The sequence below is a fragment of the Bradyrhizobium sp. 155 genome (assembly GCF_023101105.1).
Lineage (GTDB): Bacteria > Pseudomonadota > Alphaproteobacteria > Rhizobiales > Xanthobacteraceae > Bradyrhizobium > Bradyrhizobium canariense_D.
The window spans coordinates 4246696-4267158 of record NZ_CP064704.1 but is presented as its reverse complement, the minus strand read 5'-3'; the positions used below and the strand labels follow the sequence as shown (position 1 = coordinate 4267158).

Genomic DNA, 20463 nt, shown 5'->3' with positions numbered 1-20463 from the left:
GATAGGCGTGGAACGCCTGATGGCAAAGGCTTGAGCCGAGATTGGGCAAAAATGGCCACTTCCAGCCGAAAACGGGCCGTTCCCTTGGTTGCCGCCCCCGTCCTGCCGAGGTAAACCCTGCCGCAACTTTGAACCTGCCGTTTCGGCGGTTCGATTCGATCCTCCGACATTGAATTTGGGACGACCATGCATCGCTACCGGTCACATACATGCGGCGCGCTCCGCGAGAGCAACATCGGGGAGACGGTCCGCCTTTCAGGCTGGGTCCATCGCGTTCGCGACCATGGCGGCGTGCTGTTCATCGACCTGCGCGACCATTACGGCCTGACCCAGTGCGTAGTCGATCCGGACTCGCCGGCGTTCTCGCAGGCCGAAAAGCTGCGTTCGGAATTCGTGGTGCGGATGGACGGTAAGGCCCGTCGCCGCCCCGAAGGCACCGACAATGACGATCTGCCGACTGGCAAGATCGAGATCTATGTCAGCGAGATCGAGGTGCTGGGCCCGGCCGGCGACCTGCCGCTGCCGGTGTTCGGCGACCAGGAATATCCTGAAGACATCCGCCTGAAGTACCGCTTCCTCGATCTGCGTCGCGAGAAGCTGCACCAGAACATCATGACGCGCGTCGAAATCATCAAGTCGATGCGTCGGCGCATGGAGGGGCAGGGCTTCTTCGAGTTCAACACGCCGATCCTGACCGCGTCCTCGCCGGAGGGCGCGCGCGACTTCCTGGTGCCGTCGCGCATTCATCCCGGCAAGTTCTATGCCCTGCCGCAGGCGCCGCAGCAGTACAAGCAGCTCTTGATGATGTCGGGCTTCGATCGCTACTTCCAGATCGCGCCCTGCTTCCGCGACGAGGATCCACGCGCGGATCGTCTGCCGGGCGAGTTCTACCAGCTCGACGTCGAGATGAGCTTTGTCACGCAGGACGATGTCTTCGCCGCGATGGAGCCTGTCATCACGGGTGTGTTCGAGGAGTTTGCCAAGGGCAAGCCGGTGACCAAGGGCTGGCGCCGGATTCCGTTCGCGGAAGCCTTGCGCAAATACGGCAGCGACAAGCCGGACCTGCGCAACCCGATCGAGATGCAGGACGTCTCCGAACACTTCCGCGGCTCCGGCTTCAAGGTGTTCGCGCGCATGTTGGAGGACCCCAAGAACCAGGTCTGGGCGATCCCGGCGCCGGGTGGCGGCTCGCGCGCCTTCTGCGACCGCATGAACTCCTGGGCGCAGGGCGAAGGTCAGCCCGGCCTCGGCTACATCATGTGGCGCGAGGGCGGCGAAGGTGCCGGTCCGCTTGCCAACAACATCGGTGCTGAGCGCACCGCCGCGATCCGCGCGCAGATCGGCGTGAAGGAAGGCGACGCCGCCTTCTTCGTCGCCGGCGATCCCGACAAGTTCTGGAAATTTTCAGGGTTGGCCCGCAACAAGGTCGGCGAGGAGTTGAACCTCACCGACAAGGAGCGGTTCGAGCTGGCCTGGATCGTCGACTTCCCGATGTACGAGTACAACGACGAGGACAAGAAGGTCGACTTCTCGCACAACCCGTTCTCGATGCCGCAGGGCGGTCTCGATACCTTGAAGGGCCAGGACCCGCTGACCATCAAGGCGTTCCAGTACGACATCACCTGCAACGGCTACGAGATCGCCTCGGGTGGCATCCGCAACCACGTGCCGGAAGCGATGGTGAAGGCGTTCGAGATCGCGGGCTATGGCGAGCAGGAAGTCGTCGATCGCTTCGGCGGCATGTACCGCGCCTTCCAGTACGGCGCCCCGCCGCATGGCGGCATGGCCGCCGGTGTCGACCGCATCGTCATGCTCTTGTGCGGCACCAACAATCTGCGCGAGGTCTCGCTGTTCCCGATGAACCAGCAGGCCATGGACCTCCTGATGGGCGCACCGTCGGAGCCCAGCCCCAAGCAGCTCCGCGAGCTGCACGTGAAGGTGAGCCTGCCGCAGAAGTGAGGCTGTCTCCACCGCGTCATTGCGAGCGAAGCGAAGCAATCCAGAATCTTTCCGCGGAGTGACTCTGGATTGCTTCGCTTCGCTCGCAATGACGGGGAGGGATTTTCGCCGGTCCAACTGCCATCCCCGCGCGCAGCGTCGTTCCCTACAGCCCCGTCGACGCCTCGATCCTGAACTGCGCAAGCGCGCTCTGTGGGTCGGTTTGCAAGAGCTGCATCAATTGCATCAGCGGTGCCTTGGCGCGCGGGGACAGCTTGATGGAAAGCGTCTGGCCCGGCGTCTCGACGAAGCGGGCGATCGCGTCCACGGCCGCGTTCGCATCCGGATTGGCGGAAGCAACTTGCTCGCGTTTAGCCTTGATGCTCTCGACGAGCGCCTGGCGTGCGGTATCACGGCTGACATTCTGCATGCGCGCGAACTGCGCCGCGACGAGATCGATGACGCCGCTGTCGCGCAATGAGAATTCGAGCGTGCCCGCCTCGATCCGGGCCGCCTGGCCCATGAGCTGGGCCGGATCGGCCGAAAACACCTCGCGTGGTACGTTGCCGAGCGCCATACGCAGTTGCGCTCTTGCGATGCCTCCGATGTCGAGGGTCGCGGGCGTCAGAGCGAAGCTGTTGGACTGTTCGGTCCAGGCAGCGCCGAGATCGAGGTCGATAGCGAGCTTGTCGATCCCGCTGGCAATCAATGGAAGCTGTTTTGGACCGGATGGATCGGCTGGCGTGACAAATTTGGCAACCACATGCGCCTTGCTCGGGATCGAGCCGACCAGCTGCCGCCAGTCCAGGCTCAGTGTGTCGATCATGACCAGCTTATTGGTGGTCTTGAACGGCGCCGTCACGCCCTTGATCTCCGCGCCTGCGAGCACGCCGAACAGCCCGAGCATCTGATCCGGCGAGGGCGCCCGCCCGGCAGTGGTGAGGCTTGCTGCCCAGCGCATCAAACTCGCCGTGCTGAAGGACTTCAGCGCAAAGCGCTCCATCTTGAACTGTCCCTGCGGAGACGGCGCGTCGACGCCTTCGACCGCGAACTCGCCGTCGCGAAATCGGATGGCACCAACCGTGGCCGTTCCTTGCGTGCCGACCGACATCTTGCCGATTTCGGCCTTACCGATGCGAAGACCCTCATAAACTCCGGCGAGCTTCTCCAGCAGCTCGCGTGCCTGCGCCGGAGTCGGCGGGGCCGATTGATCCCGTGGCAGCGCGGCAAATATCTCGGCCAGCCGGAATTTCGACGGCTGGACGGCGATGTCTTCCATGGTGAACCCGTCGACATCCACTCGCATCCCCTGTGCCGATTTGAGCGCATAGGGGCCGTCGAGACCTGCCGATAGACCCGGCGATAGCTGTCGTCGCTGGCCGTCTGCGGATCGAGCGCGGCGATGATCGCGGTCGCGTCGAAATCGTTGACGATGATGTTCGACGATTCACCCGTCAGCTTGTCCGTCTTGCCGGGTTGCTTCACGTCGACCGAGATCACGGCGCGGTCCGACTTCATCCCGTCGATCTTGCCGTGCTTTAGGTTCTGGATCGCCAGTTCGGAATAGGTGACCTCGCCGCTGCCGGCGGCGCGGGAATCGAAGCTGATCGTGAGGGTCGGAGCCGTGAGCGACGATGCAGCGACACTCGTATATTGGCCGAGCACGTAGCGGTACATATCGACCAGCGAGCTGTCCGCCGGCACCTGACCCGCCTGAACAGGACCGGCATAGTCGCGCATGACCAGGTGCGGGATCTTGTACGCGACCTTCAGCTTGGCAGCGCCGATCTGGTCCAGCGTAACCTCGAGCCCGGTGATGTCGACGGCGTCGGCCGAGATCCTTGTTTCGTCGATCTGGCGAACGCCCGTGCCCTTGATGGCGGCGATCCTGATCTGCGCCTGCGGTGCCTTGCCCGGCGTAACCGCGATGTCCTCGATCGTGAGGGTGCGCGTGGGCAGATCGAAGGCGATCTTGCCGTAGCTAGCCTTGCCGCCTTGCTTGCGGATTTGCTCGAACGCGGTCTCCACCTCGGCGGTGACGCGATGTTTTGCGTAGAAGCTGAAGCCCAACCATCCGCCCGCGCCCACCACGGCCACGACGATGAAGCCGATCAGGATTCACTTCATTCCCAGCTCCAGTTGCTCGCGTTGCAGCACGCAACCTGCCATATTCGCAAAGCAACGCGCGGTCCAGGGAAAGCGAGCGCTATCAGATATTTGACCGCGCGCCCTGTTGATGGGGCCGCAATCGGATGTTGCCACCGGGCCGCCCGACGTGCTTCATCCCGTTTCCATGACCCGGAAATACCACCCGAAGGCGGGCCGGTCAGGACAACGTAGTTTGAGGCCGGTAACGCGAGGCAAGACACCGCATGTCGTCCTATTCTGATGATCTCCACCAGGCGGCGCTGGCCTATCATCGGCTGCCGCGCCCCGGAAAGCTCGAGATCCAGGCGAGCAAGCCGCTCGCCAACCAGCGCGACCTCGCGCTGGCCTATTCCCCCGGCGTCGCCGCCGCCTGCATGGAGATCGCCAAGAACCCCGCGGAAGCGGCGACGCTGACGATACGCTCCAACCTGGTTGCCGTGGTTTCGAACGGCACCGCCGTGCTCGGCCTCGGCAATATCGGCCCGCTGGCCTCGAAGCCGGTGATGGAGGGCAAGGCGGTCCTGTTCAAGAAATTCGCCGGCATTGACGTGTTCGACATCGAGATCGCGGCCGACACCATCGAACGCGTGGTCGAGACCGTGGCCGCGCTCGAGCCGACCTTCGGCGGCATCAATCTCGAGGACATCCGCGGACCGGAATGCTTCGAGATCGAGGCGCAGCTCAAGGAGCGCATGAAGATCCCGGTCTTTCACGACGACCAGCACGGCACCGCGATCATCGTCGCCGCCGCGATCACCAACGGTCTGCGCCTGAACGGCAAGAACCTGTCGGACGTCAAGATCGTGGCATCGGGGGCAGGGGCCGCAGCGCTTGCGACACTGAACCTGCTGGTGTCGATGGGGGCGCAGCGCAAGAACATCTGGGTCTGCGACATCGACGGCCTTGTTCACGAAGGCCGCAACACCACGATGGACCGCTGGAAGGCGGTCTATGCGCAGAAGACCGACAAGCGCACGCTCGCCGACGTCATCGGCGGCGCCGACATCTTTATCGGCCTCTCCGCACCGGGCGTGCTCAAGCCCGAGATGGCCAAGGCGATGGGCGACAAGCCGCTCATCATGGCGCTCGCGAATCCGACGCCGGAGATCATGCCGGAGGAGGCGCGCAAAGCCCGTCCCGACGCCATGATCTGCACTGGCCGCTCCGACTATCCGAACCAGGTCAACAACGTCCTGTGCTTTCCCTTCATCTTCCGTGGCGCGCTCGATGTCGGCGCCACCGCGATCAACGAGGAGATGAAGCACGCCGCCGTCGAGGCCATCGCGCAGCTCGCGCGCGAGGCGCCGTCCGATGCGGTCGCGCAAGGCTTCGATACCGGCGAGACGCAAGGGTTTGGCCCGGGCTCGCTGATCCCGAGTCCCTTTGATCCGAGATTGATCCTGCGCATCGCGCCGGCGGTGGCGAAGGCCGCGATGGAATCGGGCGTTGCGACCCGGCCCATCACCAATTTCGACGAGTACACCGCGTTGCTCGAGCGCTTCGCCTTCCGCTCCGGCCTCGTCATGAAGCCGATGTTCGCCAAGGCCAAGACCCAACCGGTGCGCGTGATCTACGCCGAAGGCGAGGATGAGCGCGTGCTGCGCGCCACCCAGGTGGTGCTGGAAGAGAAGCTGGCGATGCCGATCCTGGTCGGACGTCCGTCGGTGGTCGAGGCCCGCATCGAGCGCTTCGGCCTGTCTATCAAGGCCGGCAGGGACTTCGACCTGGTCAATCCCGAGGACGATCCGCGCTACCGCTCCTACGTGCAGTCCTATGGCGAGGTCGCCGGCCGCCGCGGCGTGACGCCGGATGCGGCGCGCACGGTGGTGCGCACCAACAACACCGTCATCGCGGCGCTCGCGGTGGTGCGCGGAGAGGCGGACGCCATGCTCTGCGGCGTCGAGGGCCGCTACATGAGCCATCTGCGCCATGTTCGCGAGATCGTCGGGTTCACCCCGGGAATCAGCGACTATGCGGCGCTGGCGCTGCTGATCACGAGCAAGGGCGCCTTCTTCATCGCCGACACCCAGGTGCGGCCCAATCCGAGCGCCGAAGAGCTCGCCGAGATCGCCTCGCTCGCGGCGGTCCACGTCCAACGCTTCAACATCAAGCCGAAGATCGCCTTCGTCTCGCATTCGGATTTCGGCAGCTACGACACGGAATCCTCGCGCAAGATGCGCCGGGCAACCCAGCTCCTGAAGGAGAAGCATCCGGAACTCGAGGCCGACGGCGAGATGCAAGGCGACACCGCGCTCTCGGCCGCCGCGCGCAAGATGGTGCTGCCGCACTCCAAGCTCGAGGGCGAAGCCAACATCATGATCATGCCAAGCCTCGACACCGCCAACGTCGCCTATCAGATGATCAAGTCGCTGGCGGACGCGCTCCCCGTCGGGCCGATCCTGATCGGCCCGGCGCGCCCGGCTCACATCCTCACCCCGTCGGTAACGGCGCGCGGCATCCTCAACATGACCGCAGTGGCTGTGGTGGAAGCGCAGGAGCGCGCGTCGCGGCAGCAGCCGACGTTGTTTACGTAGGGCGTGCGTGGCCTTCCCCTCTCCCCTTGTGAGAGAGGGTGGCTCGCCGCGGAGCGGCGAGACGGGTGAGGGGTTGCTTCCGCGCGCACATTTCTCACGGTTGAATTTGCAGAGCGAGACCCCTCATCCGGCACTGCACCTTCTCCCACAAGGTAAGAAGGTGCAGTGCCGGGCCACCAACTTTGAATTGCTCGCAGTTAGCCATTTCCCCGTTTGTAAACCGGCGAATGTATCTTCATAATCGCGAAGTGCTTTCGCGAGAATTCAAAAGCCTGAGCAAAGAGGCCGATCATGCCAGCGTTCGTGACTTTCGGGCGGATCCTGTTCGCCGTGCTGTTCATCTACACGGGTGCGGCAAGACTGTTTGCCATGCAGGCGACCGTTGATTTCATCGCCGCCAAGGTCGTGATGCCCGACATGATCGCGCCTTACGCCAAGCAGATCGAGACGGCGACGGCCATGACCACGCCGCAACTGCTGGCGATCGCAGTCGGCGTGCTCGAGATCATCGCAGGCGTGATGATCGCGCTGAATTTCGGCGCGCGCTTCTTCGCGATGCTGATGATTATCTATGTCGCGGTCGCGACCTTCCTGTTCTACGACTTCTGGAACCAGGTGCCGCCTGACAACGGCAAGATGCTGGTCGACGCGCTCAAGAACCTGTCGATCATCGGCGCCCTGTTCATGATCATGGGCTACGGGCGCGCCACGCGTCCGGCCGAGGCGGCCTACGGGGACGTATAAAGGTTAAGCCACTACGTCCTGCGCCATGGCGTCACCGTCACGTCATGCGCGGCGTCGAGCAGATACGGCGCGCCCGGCTTCATCCCGTGTGAGGCCAGCACCTCCTGAGGCGTGCGCCCCGGTACTTCGACAAAACAGCCCTCGCCGCCGGGCAGCCGAAGGTGCGGGGCTTCCGACAGCCAGAACGTATCGTAGCGATCCATGAACATGTCGAACACGACGGGGCCGCCGATGATTGCGATGGTGCCGGAAGCGACATCGGCGAACGCACAGGCGTCCTCAAAGCTGGCGTGAGCCGGATTCCACAAGGTCGCGTTCGGCATCTCGTGATCGACGGTCAGAGTCTGGATCTTGCGGGTCAGGATCAGGCGCTTGCGCTTGGGTGAATTCGGCTGCTGCTCATGCGAGTGACGGCCGTGCACGATCAGCGCGGCGCGATCGAGCGCCTGCTCGAAGAACAGCTTGTCGCCTTCGAACTTCAGGCTGTCGGGCATGACATGCTCCGCGTCGGCGAGCATGCCGTCCGCGGAGACGATGACGTAGCCTTCGATGCGAAAGGACAAGGGCGCGGCTATTCGGAGACCGTCGTCACGACGCTGTTGACTGGCCGGTTGCTCACCGTCGGCAGCTTGACGTCCTTGAGCAGATCCTGGTCGTATTCCGGCAGCGTCGAGGCCGGGAACTTGGCGCGCATCGCCACCACCTTGTAACCGCCAGCCTTCAGGCGCTTGAGCAATTCGGGAAGGGCTTCCGCAGTGTGCTTCTGGAAGTCGTGCATCAGGATGATGCCCTTGCCCTTGCTGTCGAGCTTCTTCATGACGGTCTCGACCACCTTCTCGGGCTTCGAGGCCTTGAAGTCGAAGGAGTCGATGTCGCAGGAGAAAATCGCCGTGTTGCGGTTGCCGAGATAGGTGACCATCTCCGGCGGATGCTGGAGCGCCGGGAAGCGGAAGAAAGGCGAGGGCGAAATGCCGCCGAGCGCCCATTTCACCGCGGAAAGACCCTTCTCGATCTCTTCCTTGCGCTGCGCTTCCGTGAGCTTCTTGTTGTTGAGGTTGGCGTGCGACCAGGTGTGGGTGCCCACGGTATGGCCGGCCGCGTAGACCTGCTTCAGGATCTCCGGCTCGTAGGTCGCGTGCTTGCCGATCGAGAAGAAGATGCCGGTGGTGCACTCGTCGGCGAGCGCCTTCAGCACCGCGGGCGTGTTCTTGGGCCAGGGGCCGTCGTCGAAGGTCAGCACTACCTCGTGGTCGCGCAGGAAATCGAGCTCCTTGAAATGCTCGAAGCCGAAGCCAGGACCGCCCGTGGTGTCGATCTCGACGGTGCGGGCGACCCCAAGCGCGCCCGGCGTGTTGCAGGCTGCGCGGGCGGGCTGCGGCGCCTGCTTAGGCGGCGGAGGATTGACGAAGCCCGCCGGCGCGGCGGCTGCTGCAGGAGCGGGTGCGGGAGCTGCAGCGGGCGCAGCCGCAGCCGGTGTTGCCGCCGGTGCGGCCTGCGTCGCGGCGGCGGGCTTTGCAGCCGGGGTCTGCGACCATGCCGCGCCCGTCATCGCCAGAGACATCGCGCTTGCCAATATCAGTCCTGCCGCCACACGCATGGTGTTGTCCTCGAGATTGATCCCGTTGTTCCGCCGCGGCTTTTCGCCTTCGGCAAAACCATCCTGCCCATAACAATCCTAGCCTAGATGGTGGGCCCTCGCCATTGCAACGGCTGTTTGGCGCGCCAGCCCAATTGTGCCCAACCGGGTTGGGGACGCGTGGCGTCAAGTGTCGGCCAGCGCCTTGGCGATCGCCGTCTTGATCCGCGTGTCGGCCGGTTCGACCGCGGATGCAAAGACATCGGCGATATAGCCGTCCCGGCCGATCAGATATTTGTGGAAGTTCCAGCGCGGAACTTCTCGCGGGCGCGCCTCTGCCGCCCATTTGTAGAATGGATGCGCCTTTGCACCGACCACGACGGCCTTGGCCGCGATGGGGAAGGTCACGCCGTATTGGTGGTGGGCGGTTTCCGAGATCTCACTGGTGCCGCCGGGCTCCTGTCCGCCGAAATCGTTGGAGGGCACGCCAATGACGGTGAGGCCGCGTTCGCGAAACTCGCCCCAGATGTCTTGCAGGCCGGCATATTGCGGCGTGTAACCGCAGAGCGAAGCGGTGTTCACCACCAGCAGCGGCCTGCCAGTGAAGGCCGCAAGGCGGATGTCGTCGCCTGACAATGCCGGGAAAGAGAAGGCGTAGGCGGAAATTCGGCTCATGCCGCCATCCGCCAGTGCACGCGTCGCCGGCGCCAGCGTGCCTGCAAAGGCGGCGATGAGTATGGTCCTGCGGTTCATCATAACGGCGTCCCCCGAAATGATCCGGGGCGCATGTTACCCCGTCGGTGCGAGCGGCGTCGTCAACACGGCGTTATCTGCCGCGATGAGGCGCGTTAGTACAGGCGGACGATGAAATCGGTGCCTTCGCCAGTCTCGCCCTGGTTGATGCCCTGGTCGGAGACGATGATCGAGCCGCCCGATGTCAGCATTTCGTTGATCCTCGCGATCGTGTCGGCCGGGATCGAGACGCGGTCCAGGGCCTCGGCTGGACTGTCCGGCGGGACCACAGGCTTTACGGCGACGGGAATCACCGCCGCGCCACGTTGGCGGCCTGTCACGCGGCCGTCATCTTCGCGCGCGGCAGAACGGACCGACACTGGCAAGGACACCACCGACCAATGCAGCGCATTGGAATCGGCCTTGTCGATTTCGGCGGTAAAGACATGCGTGCCGAGCGGCCGATCACTCGCGGCGATTGTGACAGGCACCTCGAACAGCGGCGCAAAGTTCTGCCGCACGTAGAGCTTGGAATCCTTGCGGCTGATGAAGACCGCGATCTGGCCCGCTCGCTTGGGCGCTTCAGGTTTTGCCACGGGCGCCGGATCGGCAACGCGGGTTTCGTCCTTCTTGACGTCGGTCGTGGCCGCCTGCGCTGGCGCCGCGGCCGGTGCATCGGATGTCTTCGCGAGTTCGGACTTCGGCGTCTCCGCGGCGTCGACAGGCTTCGCTTCAGTGTTCGCGGGCTGCGCGGCGTCTCCGGCCTCTGGCTTGGCCGCGTCCGCCGCCTCAGCGGGCTTGGTCTCGGGCTTTGCCGTTGTCTCGGTGTTGTCGGCCGATGCCGGGGCCTCCTCGCGGGCTGGGGCATATCCGGTGGTCACGTCCGACATCACGGTGTGGCCGACCGACGAGCGCAGCTCGGGCACGCCGTCGGCGCTGGCGGTTTTCGTTTCAACCGGCTTTGCTTCGGTGGCCGCGGTATTGGCCGTGCCCTTGTCGGCCTTGTCGCCGGCATTGGTCTGCGGCTCGAGGCTGGCCGCGGGTTGCGGTGGCACGCGCAGCGAGGCAAGCAGCGGATGTGAGAACTTCTGCGGCGACATCTGACCGGGCGAAACGATCACGCGCGCGCCCATCCTGGTCCAGTTCCACATCTTCACCGCGAACGCCATCGGCATGCGGATGCAGCCGTGCGAGGCCGGATAGCCCGGCAGCACGCCGGCATGCATGGCAACGCCCGACCAGGTGATCCGCTGCATGTACGGCATCGGCGCGCCGCTATAGATGTTGGAGTGGTGGAATTTGTGCTTCTGGATGACGCTGAACACACCCATCGGCGTCGAATGGCCCTTCATGCCCGTCGAAACCGGGGATTCCGCGAACACGCCTTTGCTGTCGTAGACCGTGACCTTCTGCCGGTCGATCGAGACGACGATGACGAGAGGACCTTGCGGTTTGGTGCCGGCTTCTTTTTCGGCAACAAGGTCTTTTTTGCCGACCGCACCGCGCTTCTGCGGTTTCTGGCGCGGGACGTCGAGATGGCGCTCCTGGCGCCCGTAGGACCCGTCGGAATAGTCCGTCCAGTAATAAAACGCTGCGTCCGCCTGGCTTGCCGTGCCGATCGCACCCGCCGCCGCCAAAATGGCGACCTGCCAAAGCCGCGTCGGCTTGGCAGAAAAACCGGCCCCGTTCACGCTGTTCATCCTCGAATCCATAATCCAAATCAGATGTTAGTCTCTCAGAGGGGATACGCGTTCACCAGCATGGCGGTTCTGCCATCAGCTACATTTGTCCAAAGCGTAGCAAAAAAGCCTCACGGAGCGGTAAACGGCGGCCGTGTCGGCTTGCCGGTCGTCTTCCTGATCGGTCGCCTCATCCCTACATTGCTGGAAGTTGTTACCGGAGAGGTTCATGTCATCTCGTTTCCCCAGTCTTTCCAGCATCCGCTTGAAAGGCCTCGCTTTATTCCTCATGGCGTTGACCGTGCCGGCAGCGTCCGCCTTCGCCGCCGACGAGCCGGATCTGATCTTTCGCCGCTCGACCGTGTTCAAATGGATGAGCCCGAACGACAAGCTTGCGACCTACGGCCTCGACGATCCTGAAGTCGAGGGCGTGGCCTGTCATTTTACGGTGCCGGAGAAGGGCGGCTTCAAGGGCTGGCTGGGCCTTGCCGAGGAAGTCTCGGACATTTCGCTCGCCTGCCGTCAGGTCGGCCCGATCAAGTTCAAGAACAAGATGGAGCAGGGCGACGACATGTTCCGCCAGCGCCGCTCGCTGTTCTTCAAGAAGATGCAGATCGTGCGCGGCTGTGACGCGAAGCGCAACGTGCTGGTCTACATGGTCTATTCGGACAGGCTGATCGAGGGTTCGCCGAAGAACTCGACCTCGACCGTGCCGGTCATGCCGTGGGGACCGGCGGACGCCAACGTCCAGAAGTGCGGAGAGTTCTTCACTCAGTGACGCTCTTGCGTTCACTCAGTGACGCTCTCGCGTGCACTCAGTGAGGGGTTTGCGTTCACTCGATGATGTCAGCGCGGATGGCGCGCGGTTTTGCAAGATGCGAGCCGGTCAGCCGCACGAATGACTGCGGCGTGGCCTCAAAGCCCCGGCTCGATTGCAGCGCCATTTCGCCAGGCGAATGGGCACTGCTGTGAACAGGTCGTTGCTCCCGGCGGTCCGTTCGTTGGTCCGCATCGCGCGTCGTTGCGCGATTCTGCGCGGTCATGATGGCTGTTCCTCACATGAACGCGCTCGGCGATGCTCGGGCGTCCTCGGTCTCGATAGCTTGGGTCGCAGTCGAAGCGCCCCCGGTTCGACAGGACCCAGCCTTCGTTCGGCTTCTCTTCAGCAGAAAAACGTAAAACGCATGTGAAGGGTGTGAGGCGGGATCATGACGGCGCCGGCGTTCCGCGGCGCATCCGAGCTCGCCGGAACCTGCCAGGCTACATTGGGTGACCGCACGACCCATCTGAAAAGATTGAGATTTTCATGGAATATGTCGTCGCCTCGAGCGGGACGAAACAATTCTCACGGAGACGAAACCATTTTCCGGCTTTGGCGCATCACGCGCGAAACCGCCCATGGTTATCAATCTCACAACGACGACGACGCACGCCGGCCACCGAATTCGGAGAGAACTTCATGCGCACGCTCAGCCTCATCCTTGCTTTCGGTTTCGTGCTCGCCGGCTCCTCGTTCGCAGGCTCGCCGGACGGCAATGTCCCGGGTATCGGTACTTTCCAGTACAGCGGCTCGCCGATCATGACCCCGGCACCGCAGCCGATCGTGGTTGCCGCGCGCTTCTGATCGCCAACAAGAAAAATCAGCCAATAAAGGCCATCATGCTTGCTCGTTCCTGCGCCGCGGCGTTCATATCCCTTCTGACGATCAGTGCCGTTCAGGCGCAAGTGCGCTCTCCCTCGAGATTACCCGATCCCCGTACCGAGTTCGTGAGGCAATGCGCGCCGCGCATGCTCGGGCGATGGGAGCATCCGGAAGAGGTCTGCGGCTGCCTGCACGATCATGCTGCCGCCGTCGTCGAGGATCGCGATCTTCGCGAGGCCCTGCTGCGCGGCATCAGCGAGACCGGGGTGCCGACGATCGAGACCGACTGGGTGCCGGCCGCAAAGCAGACCGAAATCGGCCCGACCTTCACCAAGATCGCCAAGCCGACCCTGCAATGTATGTTCGATCCGGCGAAGTAGCGCTCATCGCTTTGATTTCGGACCAAACCGCGACACGCAGGTGCTCGTCCGTGCGACGCCCTTGTCGGTCATCTTGGCGCCGCGCACTTCCTTGACCTGTCCGGCGGGGCAGGTTCCGTCGTCCACTTGCACGCGCTGGCCGAGCTTGAGATCGACGATGTCCTGCTCGCGTCCGACCGTGCCTGCGCGCGCGGTCGCGGCGAGTGCGATGAAGATCAGGAGCGAGAGGCAAGTCGCGCGGCGTAGCGGCATGGTGTGAGCTCCCGGCATCGATGCCGCAATGTAGGGAGCGGCAGCCGATTCTCATAGTGAACGTTCATCATGCCCGCCGGGCCGGCGTGCGCCTCGCTCGCAAGGCCACTCGCGATTCCCGCGCGAGTCGTTCGGCGGAGGCCACGAGCTTCGAAACCGCGTGGCCGGAAAATCCCAGCACGAAACCGGGCTGTGGGCGCGCGCGTGAATAGGTGTCGGCCAACAGCCAGCCTTCGGCGCCCGCGGCCTGCTTGGCTTTCGCCGCCACGAGCGGATCGACCGAGGGATCGAACCGGGCGACTAGATGCAGACCCTGTGATGGGACCGGCACCGACAGCACGCCATCGGATGCGGCTTCGAGCCTCCCGGCCAGCGCGTCGCGCGCCTCGCGGTAAAGCTTGCGCACGCGCTTCAGGTTCGCCGCGAACGCGCCGGAATTGAGCATGTCGGCCACCGCACCCTCCATCAGCGTGCCGGGAAAGCGGTCGAGCGCAGCCCGCGCCGCGGTCACATCCGCAATCAAGCGCTCGGGCAGGGCGCAATAGCCGATGCGCAGGCCCGGAAACAACGTCTTGGCGAACGTACCCATGTAAATCACGCGCTGGAGATGATCGATGCCGGCCAGCGACATCAGCGGCGCGCCGTCGTAACGGAATTCGCTGTCGTAATCGTCTTCCAGCACGAAGGCGCCGGCCTGCCTGGCCCAGTCCAGCAGCTCGAGCCGCCGCGGCATCGACATCTGCACACCCAGCGGAAACTGGTGCGACGGCGTCACATAGGCTGCGCGCGCGGACGGCGCCGCTGCGCGGCCTTTGGCGACCCGCATGCCGTGCGCGTCGACGGGAACGGAGACGGCACGATAGCCGCAATGCGCGATAGTCTTGCGCGCGGCGGGGTAACCCGGGTCCTCGCACCAGACCTGGTCGTTGGGCTTCAGGATTGCGCTCAGCACGATGCGCAGCGCGTGCAGCGTGCCTGACGTCAGCATGATCTGATCGGGATCGCAGCGCAGGCCCCGCGCCGACAACAGATGATCGGCGATCGCCGCACGCAGTTCGCGGCTGCCACGGGGATCGCCATAGTGCAGATGCTCCGCGCCGAAGGCGCGCATGCGACGGCCGACAAAGGCCCGGAAATGCTGCACGGCACGCGCGTCGATATGGGTGCAGCCGAGTGAAAACGCGCCTTGCCCCGGCGTTTCGACGCTGATCTTGGGCCGCTTCGGCTCGGCCGCGCGCGCGGGGATGCGCGCGGCCACGAAGGTGCCGGAGCCGACGGTTGCGTCGGCAAAGCCGTCGGCGATCAGCCGCTCATAGGCGGTGACGACGGCATTGCGCCGAAAGCCGGTCTGTTTGGCCAGCGTGCGCGACGGCGGCAGCGGCTCGCCGGGTTTCACCAGACCTCCGACGATCATCTCGCACAGTGCCTGATACAGCCGGTGCGCCGACGAGGCGCCAGCCGTGATGTGCGGGCCTGCGAGGTCGAGCGGCAGCTCGGCCTTGGCGGGCGACGGGACGGAATTGGTCGGAATTTTTCGCATGGAATTGGCACTATCGCAGACCAAATCCGCGCCTACAACTGTTCTGGCATTGTTCAAATCCGACAGGAGCGGCCGTGAGCCAGACCGAGAACCAGAATTCCTATCCGATATCCACGCGCAACCAGGTGAAGCGCCGTCATGACCGCGGCTTCTACGATCACGACACCGTTCATCGCATCCTGGATTCCTCGATGCTCTGCCACGTCTCCTACGCGATCGACGGCCAGCCCTATTGCACGCCGACCTTCTTCTGGCGCGAAGGGACGAAGCTGTACTGGCACGGCTCAAGCGCCAGCCGCATGCTGCGCAACCAGACCAGGGGCGAGCGTGTGTGCCTGACGGTCGCCCATCTCGACAGCCTGGTGCTGGCGCGCTGCGGATTCAATCACTCGGCCGACTACCGCGCCGTGATGGCATTCGGCACCGCCTATCTCGTCACCGATCCCGACGAGAAAGAGCGCGCGGTCATCGCGATGGTCGACCGCTTCTTCCCCGATCGCACCGCGAGCCTGCGGGCGAGCAACACCCAGGAGATCAAGGCGACCTCCTTTATCGCGATGGAGATCGAGGAGGCCTCCGCGAAAATCCGGGCCAAGGGTGTCGCCGACGACGACGAGGACTATGAATTGCCGATCTATGCCGAGCGCATCCCGGTGCGCACGGTGCTCGGCGCGCCGGAGCCTTGCCCGCGGCTGCTCGACGGCGTGCGCCGGCCGGCGACACTGAATGGCTATTCGGAGGGCCGGCTGCTCGAAGATGCATTGCGGGATGCCTATTTTGCAGAGTACCGGAACGGCTGAAATCGGTTAGCTTGCGCTCCATCGATGATCTCAATGCCCGATTGGAGTTGCCGGATGAATGCCGAAACGCAGCAGAGGATTCTTGACGCCGTCGATGCCGGCTTCGAAGCCCAGCTCGCGACCACACGCGATTTCGTCGCGATCCCCTCGACGCGCGGTGCGGAGGGGCCATGCCAGGACATGATCGGCGACCTCCTGCGCGCGCGCGGATACGAGGTCGACGACTGGCACATCAATGTCGACGACCTCAAGGATCTGCGCGGCTTCGGGCCCATCGAGCACGATTTTTCGAAGGCCCGCACTGTGGTCGGCACGTACCGGCCCAAAACCGAGGCGGGCAAATCGCTGATCCTCCAGGGCCATTGCGACGTGGTGCCCGCGGGGCCGCTGGAATTGTGGGACACCCCGCCGTTCTCGCCCGTCATCAAGGACGGCAAGATGTTCGGTCGCGGTGCCTGCGACATGAAGTCGGGCACCATCGCAGCGCTCTCCGCGCTCGATGCGATCAGGGCCGCCGGCCTGAGGCCGACGGCGCGGATTCACTTCCAGTCTGTGATCGAGGAGGAGAGCACCGGCGTCGGGGCGCTCTCGACGCTTCAACGAGGCTATCGTGCGGATGCCTGCTTCATTCCTGAGCCGACCGGCGGCAAGATGGTGCGCTCGCAGGTGGGCGTGATCTGGTTCCGCCTGCGCGTGAAGGGCCATCCGACCCATGTCGCCTTCGCCGGCTCCGGCGCGAATGCAATCATGGCGGCCTATCATTTGATCCAGGCGCTGCAAAAACTCGAGATCGAGTGGAACGAGCGCGCGAAAGCCGATCGTCACTTCAAGACGCTGAACCATCCCATCAACTTCAACCCCGGCATCATCAAGGGCGGCGACTGGGCCTCCAGCGTGCCGGCCTGGTGCGACGTCGATTGCCGGATTGCCGTGTTGCCGGGCTGGTCGATCGCCGATCACCAGAAGGAGATTCTTGCGCGTGTCGCCGCCGCCGCACGCAACCACCGCTTCCTCGCCAACAATCCGCCGAAGATCGAATGGTCGGGCTTTTTGTCGGAAGGCTATGAGCTGACCAATGCCACCGCGCCTGAGGCGGCGTTCGGCAAGGCCTTCAGCACCGTCTATGGCGGCCAAATCGAAGACCTCGTCTTCACCGCGCTTACCGACACCCGCTTCTACGGCCTCAATCACGGCATCCCGAGCCTGTGCTTCGGCGCGAGTGGCGGCGAGATGCACGGCTTCAATGAATATGTCGATCTGGACTCGCTGAAAAAGACGACCAAGGCAATGGCGCTGTTCATCGCGGATTGGTGCGGGGTGGAGCAGGGGTAGCCCTCGTGTCCCGGACAGAGCCAGGACCCACGTCACCGCACATTTGGACCGCGGTTCAGCAGCGCATCGTTTCACGCTGCGCTGCGCCCTGGGGAACGAACCATCTTCCGGCTGCCCAATCCCCCGGCGCCCAAATCCTTTAAGCTTAAAGAAAGACTAGGATGCCGCCCGCGCTGGTGGCAGACTGGCGCCTGGTCCACAAGGCCTTGAGTCCGTCGAGGAAGCACGATGCGCGATTGGGATGACGCCTACGCCAATTCGGCCCATATCCCGGGCTCGGACAAGATACCGGCGCTGTGGGCGGAGCGGGCGGCGGCTTATCGCGCCGGGCTGAAGGAGTTTCGCGCTGACATCGCCTATGGCCCCGGTGAGCGCCAGCGCCTCGATCTGATCTTGCCCGACGGCGACAGCAAGGGCCTCGTCGTGTTCGTCCACGGCGGCTACTGGATGCGCTTCGACAAGTCGACATGGACTGATCTCGCCGAAGGCGCGCGCCATCACGGCTGGACGGTGGCACTGCCAAGCTACACGCTGACGCCGGCCGCGCGCATCTCCGACATTACGGCGGAAATCACCACAGCGATTGCCAAGGCGGCCTCGCTGGTCGCGGGCCCGATCCGGCTCGCCGGCCATTCCGCCGGCGGGCATCTCGTTACGCGTATGCTGTGCGACGACAGCCGGCTGGAGCCCGCCGTCTACAACCGCGTCGCCGGCACGCTGTCCATCAGCGGCCTGCATGATCTGCGTCCGCTGCTCAAGACCAGGATGAACGACACCCTGCGCATGACGATGGAGGAGGCGACGCTGGAAAGCGCGGCGCTGCATCTGCCGCGCGGGCCTTCGCCGGTGACCGCCTGGGTCGGTGGCAACGAGCGGCCCGAATTCATCCGCCAGTCCGATCTGATGGCCAATGTCTGGACTGGTTTCGATGTGCCGACGCGTCTTGTCGTCGATCCCGGGCTGAACCATTTCACCGTGATCGACGCCCTCAAGGACCCGTCGTCGCCCATCACCGCGCGCCTGATCGGCCTCGACTGACGAGGCCTTGAAGATCGATCGAAAGGGCCTGCCATGACGTCCAGCCAATACGATCCCGCAAGCGAAGGCGCTGAGACCGATTTCGCCCGGCGCATGTCCTATGGACACTATCTGGCGCTGGACGCGATCCTCGGCGCGCAGCATCCCCTGTCGGAAGCCCATGACGAGATGCTGTTCATCATCCAGCATCAGACCACCGAGCTGTGGATGCGGCTCGCCATCCACGAGCTCAGCTCCGCACGCCGTTCGATCGCGAAGGATGAGGTGCAGCCTGCAATGAAGATGCTGGCACGGATGTCGCGCATCTTCGAGCAGCTCAACGGCGCCTGGGACGTGCTGCGCACCATGACGCCCAGCGAGTATACGCGCTTCCGCTCGCAGCTTGGCCAGTCCTCAGGCTTCCAGTCGCGGCAATACCGGCAGATCGAATTCCTGCTCGGCAACCGCAACCACGCCATGCTCAAGCCGCACGCGCACGATCTGGAAACAACGCAGCTGCTCGAAGCCGAGCTCGCAACGCCAAGCCTCTATGACGAGGTGCTGCGGCTCGCCGACCGCAACGGGCTCAAGATGCCTGCGGCCGTGCTGGCGCGCGATGTTCGCGAGACTCATAGCTTCAATGAAGGTGTGCTGCAGGCTTGGCGTATCGTCTACGAGGCGCCGGAAACGCACTGGATGCTCTACGAGCTCGCCGAGAAGCTGGTCGATTTCGAGGACTATTTCCGGCGCTGGCGCTTCAACCATGTGACGACGGTCGAGCGCGTCATCGGCTTCAAGCGCGGCACCGGTGGCACCGGCGGCGTCAGCTACCTCAAGCGCATGCTGGAGGTCGAGCTGTTTCCGGAACTCTGGCGCGTGCGCACGATCCTGTAGAGAATTCCATGACCAAGCTTCGCGTCTACGACGACACCAAAGCGCTGTTCCATATGCCGGACGGTGTGATCTATCTCGACGGCAATTCGCTCGGCGCGTTGCCGCTTGGCGTTGCCGAGCGCGTCAGCCGCGTCATCACCGCCGAGTGGGGCGATGACTTGATCCGCGCCTGGAATACGGCTGGCTGGTATGCCCAGCCGCGCCATGTCGGCGATCGCATCGCGCGCCTGATCGGTGCGGAAGCCGGCTCCGTCATGGTCGGAGATACGCTGTCGCTCAAGGTCTATCAGGCGCTCGCCGCCGCGCTCGACATGAACGCGTCGCGCAAGGTCGTTCTATCGGACACCGGCAACTTTCCGACCGACCTCTACATGGCCGAAGGCCTGATCGCGACCCTTGACCGTGGCCATCAATTGCGCCTGGTGGCGCCGGAGGAGATCGAGGCTTCGTTGTCGGAGGAGATCGCGGTGCTCTACATCACCGAGGTCGATTACCGCACCGGACGGTGCCACGACATGGCGAAGCTGACTGCAAGAGCGCATGGGCTCGGCATCGTCACGGTCTGGGACCTCGCGCATTCGGCCGGCGCGCTGCCGGTTGACCTTGCAGGCACCGGCGCGGATTTCGCCGCTGGATGCACCTACAAATACATCAACGCCGGCCCCGGCGCGCCGGCCTTCCTCTACGTTGCGCCGCGCCACGCCGACAGCGTGCGCGCCGCTTTGTCGGGGTGGATGGGACACGCAAAGCCGTTCGCGTTCGAGCTTGCCTATGCGGCCGCAGGTGGCGTTGAGCGCATGCGCGTGGGAACGCCGCCGGTGCTGGCAATGGCGGCATTGGAAGCTTCGCTCGACATCTGGGACCGCGTCGATATCGCCGAGGTCCGGGCCCGCTCGCTGGCCCTCGGCGATCTCCTGATTGCCGAGGTCGAACGCCGCTGTCCGTCCTTGAAGCTTGTTACGCCGCGCACGCATGAGCGCCGCGGCTCTCAGGTCTCCTTCGCCTTCGACGGCGGCTATGCCGCGATGCAAGCCCTCATCGCCGGTGGCGTGATCGGCGATTTCCGCGCGCCTGACATCATGAGGTTTGGCATCACGCCGCTGTATATCGGCGAGGGCGAGATCGTGCGGGCAGCCGAGTTCATCGAGGAGGTGATCGCGGGCGAAATTTGGCGGCGGCCGGAGTATCAGGTGGTGAATGCGGTGACGTGAGGTACGAACGCTGTCTCCCCGTCATTGCTTTGCCGCGAAGAGCA

General features: G+C 64.2%; 20 protein-coding genes. 11 read left to right on the top strand and 9 right to left on the bottom strand.

All coding sequences use genetic code 11. From position 1 onward, the window contains the following. Positions 1-186: 186 nt before the first annotated feature. Positions 187-1959, top strand: a complete 1773-nt coding sequence (aspS, locus tag IVA93_RS20900) for an aspartate--tRNA ligase (RefSeq protein ID WP_247368723.1) — start codon at positions 187-189, stop codon at positions 1957-1959. A gap of 145 nt (positions 1960-2104) precedes the next feature. Here the strand turns inward: aspS and IVA93_RS40950 are convergent, their stop codons facing one another. Both IVA93_RS40950 and IVA93_RS40945 read right to left on the bottom strand, forming a co-directional pair. Continuing rightward, entirely contained in the window at positions 2105-2941 is an 837-nt protein-coding gene (locus IVA93_RS40950) for an aq_1923 C-terminal domain (protein ID WP_346771670.1), read from the bottom strand. Further along, complete coding sequence (locus IVA93_RS40945) at positions 2923-4035, bottom strand: hypothetical protein (protein WP_345956929.1); 1113 nt, start codon at positions 4033-4035, stop codon at positions 2923-2925. Before IVA93_RS40945 ends, IVA93_RS40950 begins: the two co-directional genes overlap by 19 nt. Positions 4036-4310: 275 nt before the next feature. Here IVA93_RS40945 and IVA93_RS20890 point away from each other — a divergent pair, with 275 nt between their 5' ends. Both IVA93_RS20890 and IVA93_RS20885 read left to right on the top strand, forming a co-directional pair. After that, positions 4311-6620 carry an NADP-dependent malic enzyme gene (locus IVA93_RS20890; protein WP_018456292.1) on the top strand — a complete coding sequence of 770 codons (2310 nt, stop codon included), beginning with the start codon at positions 4311-4313 and terminating at the stop codon, positions 6618-6620. A gap of 291 nt (positions 6621-6911) precedes the next feature. Continuing rightward, complete coding sequence (locus IVA93_RS20885) at positions 6912-7364, top strand: DoxX family protein (protein ID WP_018456294.1); 453 nt, start codon at positions 6912-6914, stop codon at positions 7362-7364. 11 nt (positions 7365-7375) lie between these two features. Here the strand turns inward: IVA93_RS20885 and IVA93_RS20880 are convergent, their stop codons facing one another. From IVA93_RS20880 to IVA93_RS20865, 4 genes are all read right to left on the bottom strand, one after another. Then, positions 7376-7927: a dihydrofolate reductase family protein gene (locus IVA93_RS20880; RefSeq protein ID WP_247368721.1), complete on the bottom strand. Its 552-nt coding sequence runs from the start codon at positions 7925-7927 to the stop codon at positions 7376-7378. Positions 7928-7935: 8 nt separating this feature from the next. Beyond that, positions 7936-8961, bottom strand: coding sequence for a polysaccharide deacetylase family protein (locus IVA93_RS20875; protein ID WP_247453836.1), 1026 nt, complete (start codon positions 8959-8961; stop codon positions 7936-7938). A gap of 165 nt (positions 8962-9126) precedes the next feature. Next, positions 9127-9696 (bottom strand): glutathione peroxidase, encoded by a 570-nt coding sequence (locus IVA93_RS20870; protein ID WP_247368717.1) that lies wholly within the window; start codon positions 9694-9696, stop codon positions 9127-9129. 92 nt (positions 9697-9788) lie between these two features. Next, a complete protein-coding gene (locus tag IVA93_RS20865; RefSeq protein WP_085384887.1) occupies positions 9789-11372 on the bottom strand; it encodes a L,D-transpeptidase family protein in 1584 nt (527 codons plus the stop codon). A 208-nt stretch (positions 11373-11580) separates the two neighbouring features. Between IVA93_RS20865 and IVA93_RS20860 the strand changes: the two genes are divergently transcribed. Beyond that, the gene (locus tag IVA93_RS20860) at positions 11581-12129 is read left to right on the top strand and encodes a CreA family protein (RefSeq protein ID WP_085352963.1); all 549 of its coding nucleotides are present in this window, start codon (positions 11581-11583) and stop codon (positions 12127-12129) included. 55 nt (positions 12130-12184) lie between these two features. Here the strand turns inward: IVA93_RS20860 and IVA93_RS20855 are convergent, their stop codons facing one another. Then, entirely contained in the window at positions 12185-12394 is a 210-nt protein-coding gene (locus IVA93_RS20855; RefSeq protein WP_204511014.1) for a hypothetical protein, read from the bottom strand. A gap of 416 nt (positions 12395-12810) precedes the next feature. On the opposite strand from IVA93_RS20855, the gene IVA93_RS20850 reads away from it, so the two are divergent. Together IVA93_RS20850 and IVA93_RS20845 are read left to right on the top strand one after the other, a co-directional pair. Next, entirely contained in the window at positions 12811-12975 is a 165-nt protein-coding gene (locus IVA93_RS20850) for a hypothetical protein (RefSeq protein WP_167552240.1), read from the top strand. A gap of 35 nt (positions 12976-13010) precedes the next feature. After that, the gene (locus IVA93_RS20845; RefSeq protein ID WP_085352965.1) at positions 13011-13373 is read left to right on the top strand and encodes a hypothetical protein; all 363 of its coding nucleotides are present in this window, start codon (positions 13011-13013) and stop codon (positions 13371-13373) included. A gap of 3 nt (positions 13374-13376) precedes the next feature. On the opposite strand, the gene IVA93_RS20840 is transcribed toward IVA93_RS20845, so the two are convergent. Next, positions 13377-13625, bottom strand: coding sequence for a DUF6719 family protein (locus IVA93_RS20840; protein WP_247368715.1), 249 nt, complete (start codon positions 13623-13625; stop codon positions 13377-13379). Between the two features lie 67 nt (positions 13626-13692). After that, on the bottom strand, positions 13693-15165 hold the full coding sequence (gene pdxR, locus IVA93_RS20835) for a MocR-like pyridoxine biosynthesis transcription factor PdxR (RefSeq protein ID WP_247368712.1): 1473 nt from the start codon (positions 15163-15165) through the stop codon (positions 13693-13695). A 74-nt stretch (positions 15166-15239) separates the two neighbouring features. On the opposite strand from pdxR, the gene IVA93_RS20830 reads away from it, so the two are divergent. From IVA93_RS20830 to kynU, 5 genes are all read left to right on the top strand, one after another. Beyond that, entirely contained in the window at positions 15240-15965 is a 726-nt protein-coding gene (locus IVA93_RS20830) for a pyridoxamine 5'-phosphate oxidase family protein (RefSeq protein WP_247368329.1), read from the top strand. A 54-nt stretch (positions 15966-16019) separates the two neighbouring features. Continuing rightward, positions 16020-17297, top strand: coding sequence for an ArgE/DapE family deacylase (locus IVA93_RS20825; protein WP_247453831.1), 1278 nt, complete (start codon positions 16020-16022; stop codon positions 17295-17297). Positions 17298-17525: 228 nt separating this feature from the next. After that, entirely contained in the window at positions 17526-18335 is an 810-nt protein-coding gene (locus IVA93_RS20820) for a hormone-sensitive lipase (protein ID WP_247368708.1), read from the top strand. A 33-nt stretch (positions 18336-18368) separates the two neighbouring features. Then, positions 18369-19208, top strand: coding sequence for a tryptophan 2,3-dioxygenase (kynA, locus tag IVA93_RS20815; RefSeq protein ID WP_247368706.1), 840 nt, complete (start codon positions 18369-18371; stop codon positions 19206-19208). An 8-nt stretch (positions 19209-19216) separates the two neighbouring features. Next, positions 19217-20419, top strand: a complete 1203-nt coding sequence (gene kynU / locus IVA93_RS20810) for a kynureninase (protein WP_247368703.1) — start codon at positions 19217-19219, stop codon at positions 20417-20419. Positions 20420-20463 lie beyond the last annotated feature (44 nt).

Bases quoted from the DNA above. Each gene is read 5' to 3' on its own strand.
- IVA93_RS20845 (WP_085352965.1), top strand. From the start codon at position 13,011: ATGCTTGCTCGTTCCTGCGCCGCGGCGTTCATATCCCTTCTGACGATC.
- IVA93_RS20850 (WP_167552240.1), top strand. From the start codon at position 12,811: ATGCGCACGCTCAGCCTCATCCTTGCTTTCGGTTTCGTGCTCGCCGGC.
- IVA93_RS20885 (WP_018456294.1), top strand. From the start codon at position 6,912: ATGCCAGCGTTCGTGACTTTCGGGCGGATCCTGTTCGCCGTGCTGTTC.
- aspS (WP_247368723.1), top strand. From the start codon at position 187: ATGCATCGCTACCGGTCACATACATGCGGCGCGCTCCGCGAGAGCAAC.
- IVA93_RS20855 (WP_204511014.1), bottom strand. From the start codon at position 12,394: ATGACCGCGCAGAATCGCGCAACGACGCGCGATGCGGACCAACGAACG.
- IVA93_RS20865 (WP_085384887.1), bottom strand. From the start codon at position 11,372: ATGAACAGCGTGAACGGGGCCGGTTTTTCTGCCAAGCCGACGCGGCTT.
- kynA (WP_247368706.1), top strand. From the start codon at position 18,369: ATGACGTCCAGCCAATACGATCCCGCAAGCGAAGGCGCTGAGACCGAT.
- IVA93_RS20860 (WP_085352963.1), top strand. From the start codon at position 11,581: ATGTCATCTCGTTTCCCCAGTCTTTCCAGCATCCGCTTGAAAGGCCTC.
- IVA93_RS40950 (WP_346771670.1), bottom strand. From the start codon at position 2,941: ATGGAGCGCTTTGCGCTGAAGTCCTTCAGCACGGCGAGTTTGATGCGC.
- IVA93_RS20890 (WP_018456292.1), top strand. From the start codon at position 4,311: ATGTCGTCCTATTCTGATGATCTCCACCAGGCGGCGCTGGCCTATCAT.
- IVA93_RS20825 (WP_247453831.1), top strand. From the start codon at position 16,020: ATGAATGCCGAAACGCAGCAGAGGATTCTTGACGCCGTCGATGCCGGC.
- kynU (WP_247368703.1), top strand. From the start codon at position 19,217: ATGACCAAGCTTCGCGTCTACGACGACACCAAAGCGCTGTTCCATATG.
- IVA93_RS20875 (WP_247453836.1), bottom strand. From the start codon at position 8,961: ATGCGTGTGGCGGCAGGACTGATATTGGCAAGCGCGATGTCTCTGGCG.
- pdxR (WP_247368712.1), bottom strand. From the start codon at position 15,165: ATGCGAAAAATTCCGACCAATTCCGTCCCGTCGCCCGCCAAGGCCGAG.
- IVA93_RS20820 (WP_247368708.1), top strand. From the start codon at position 17,526: ATGCGCGATTGGGATGACGCCTACGCCAATTCGGCCCATATCCCGGGC.
- IVA93_RS20840 (WP_247368715.1), bottom strand. From the start codon at position 13,625: ATGCCGCTACGCCGCGCGACTTGCCTCTCGCTCCTGATCTTCATCGCA.
- IVA93_RS20870 (WP_247368717.1), bottom strand. From the start codon at position 9,696: ATGATGAACCGCAGGACCATACTCATCGCCGCCTTTGCAGGCACGCTG.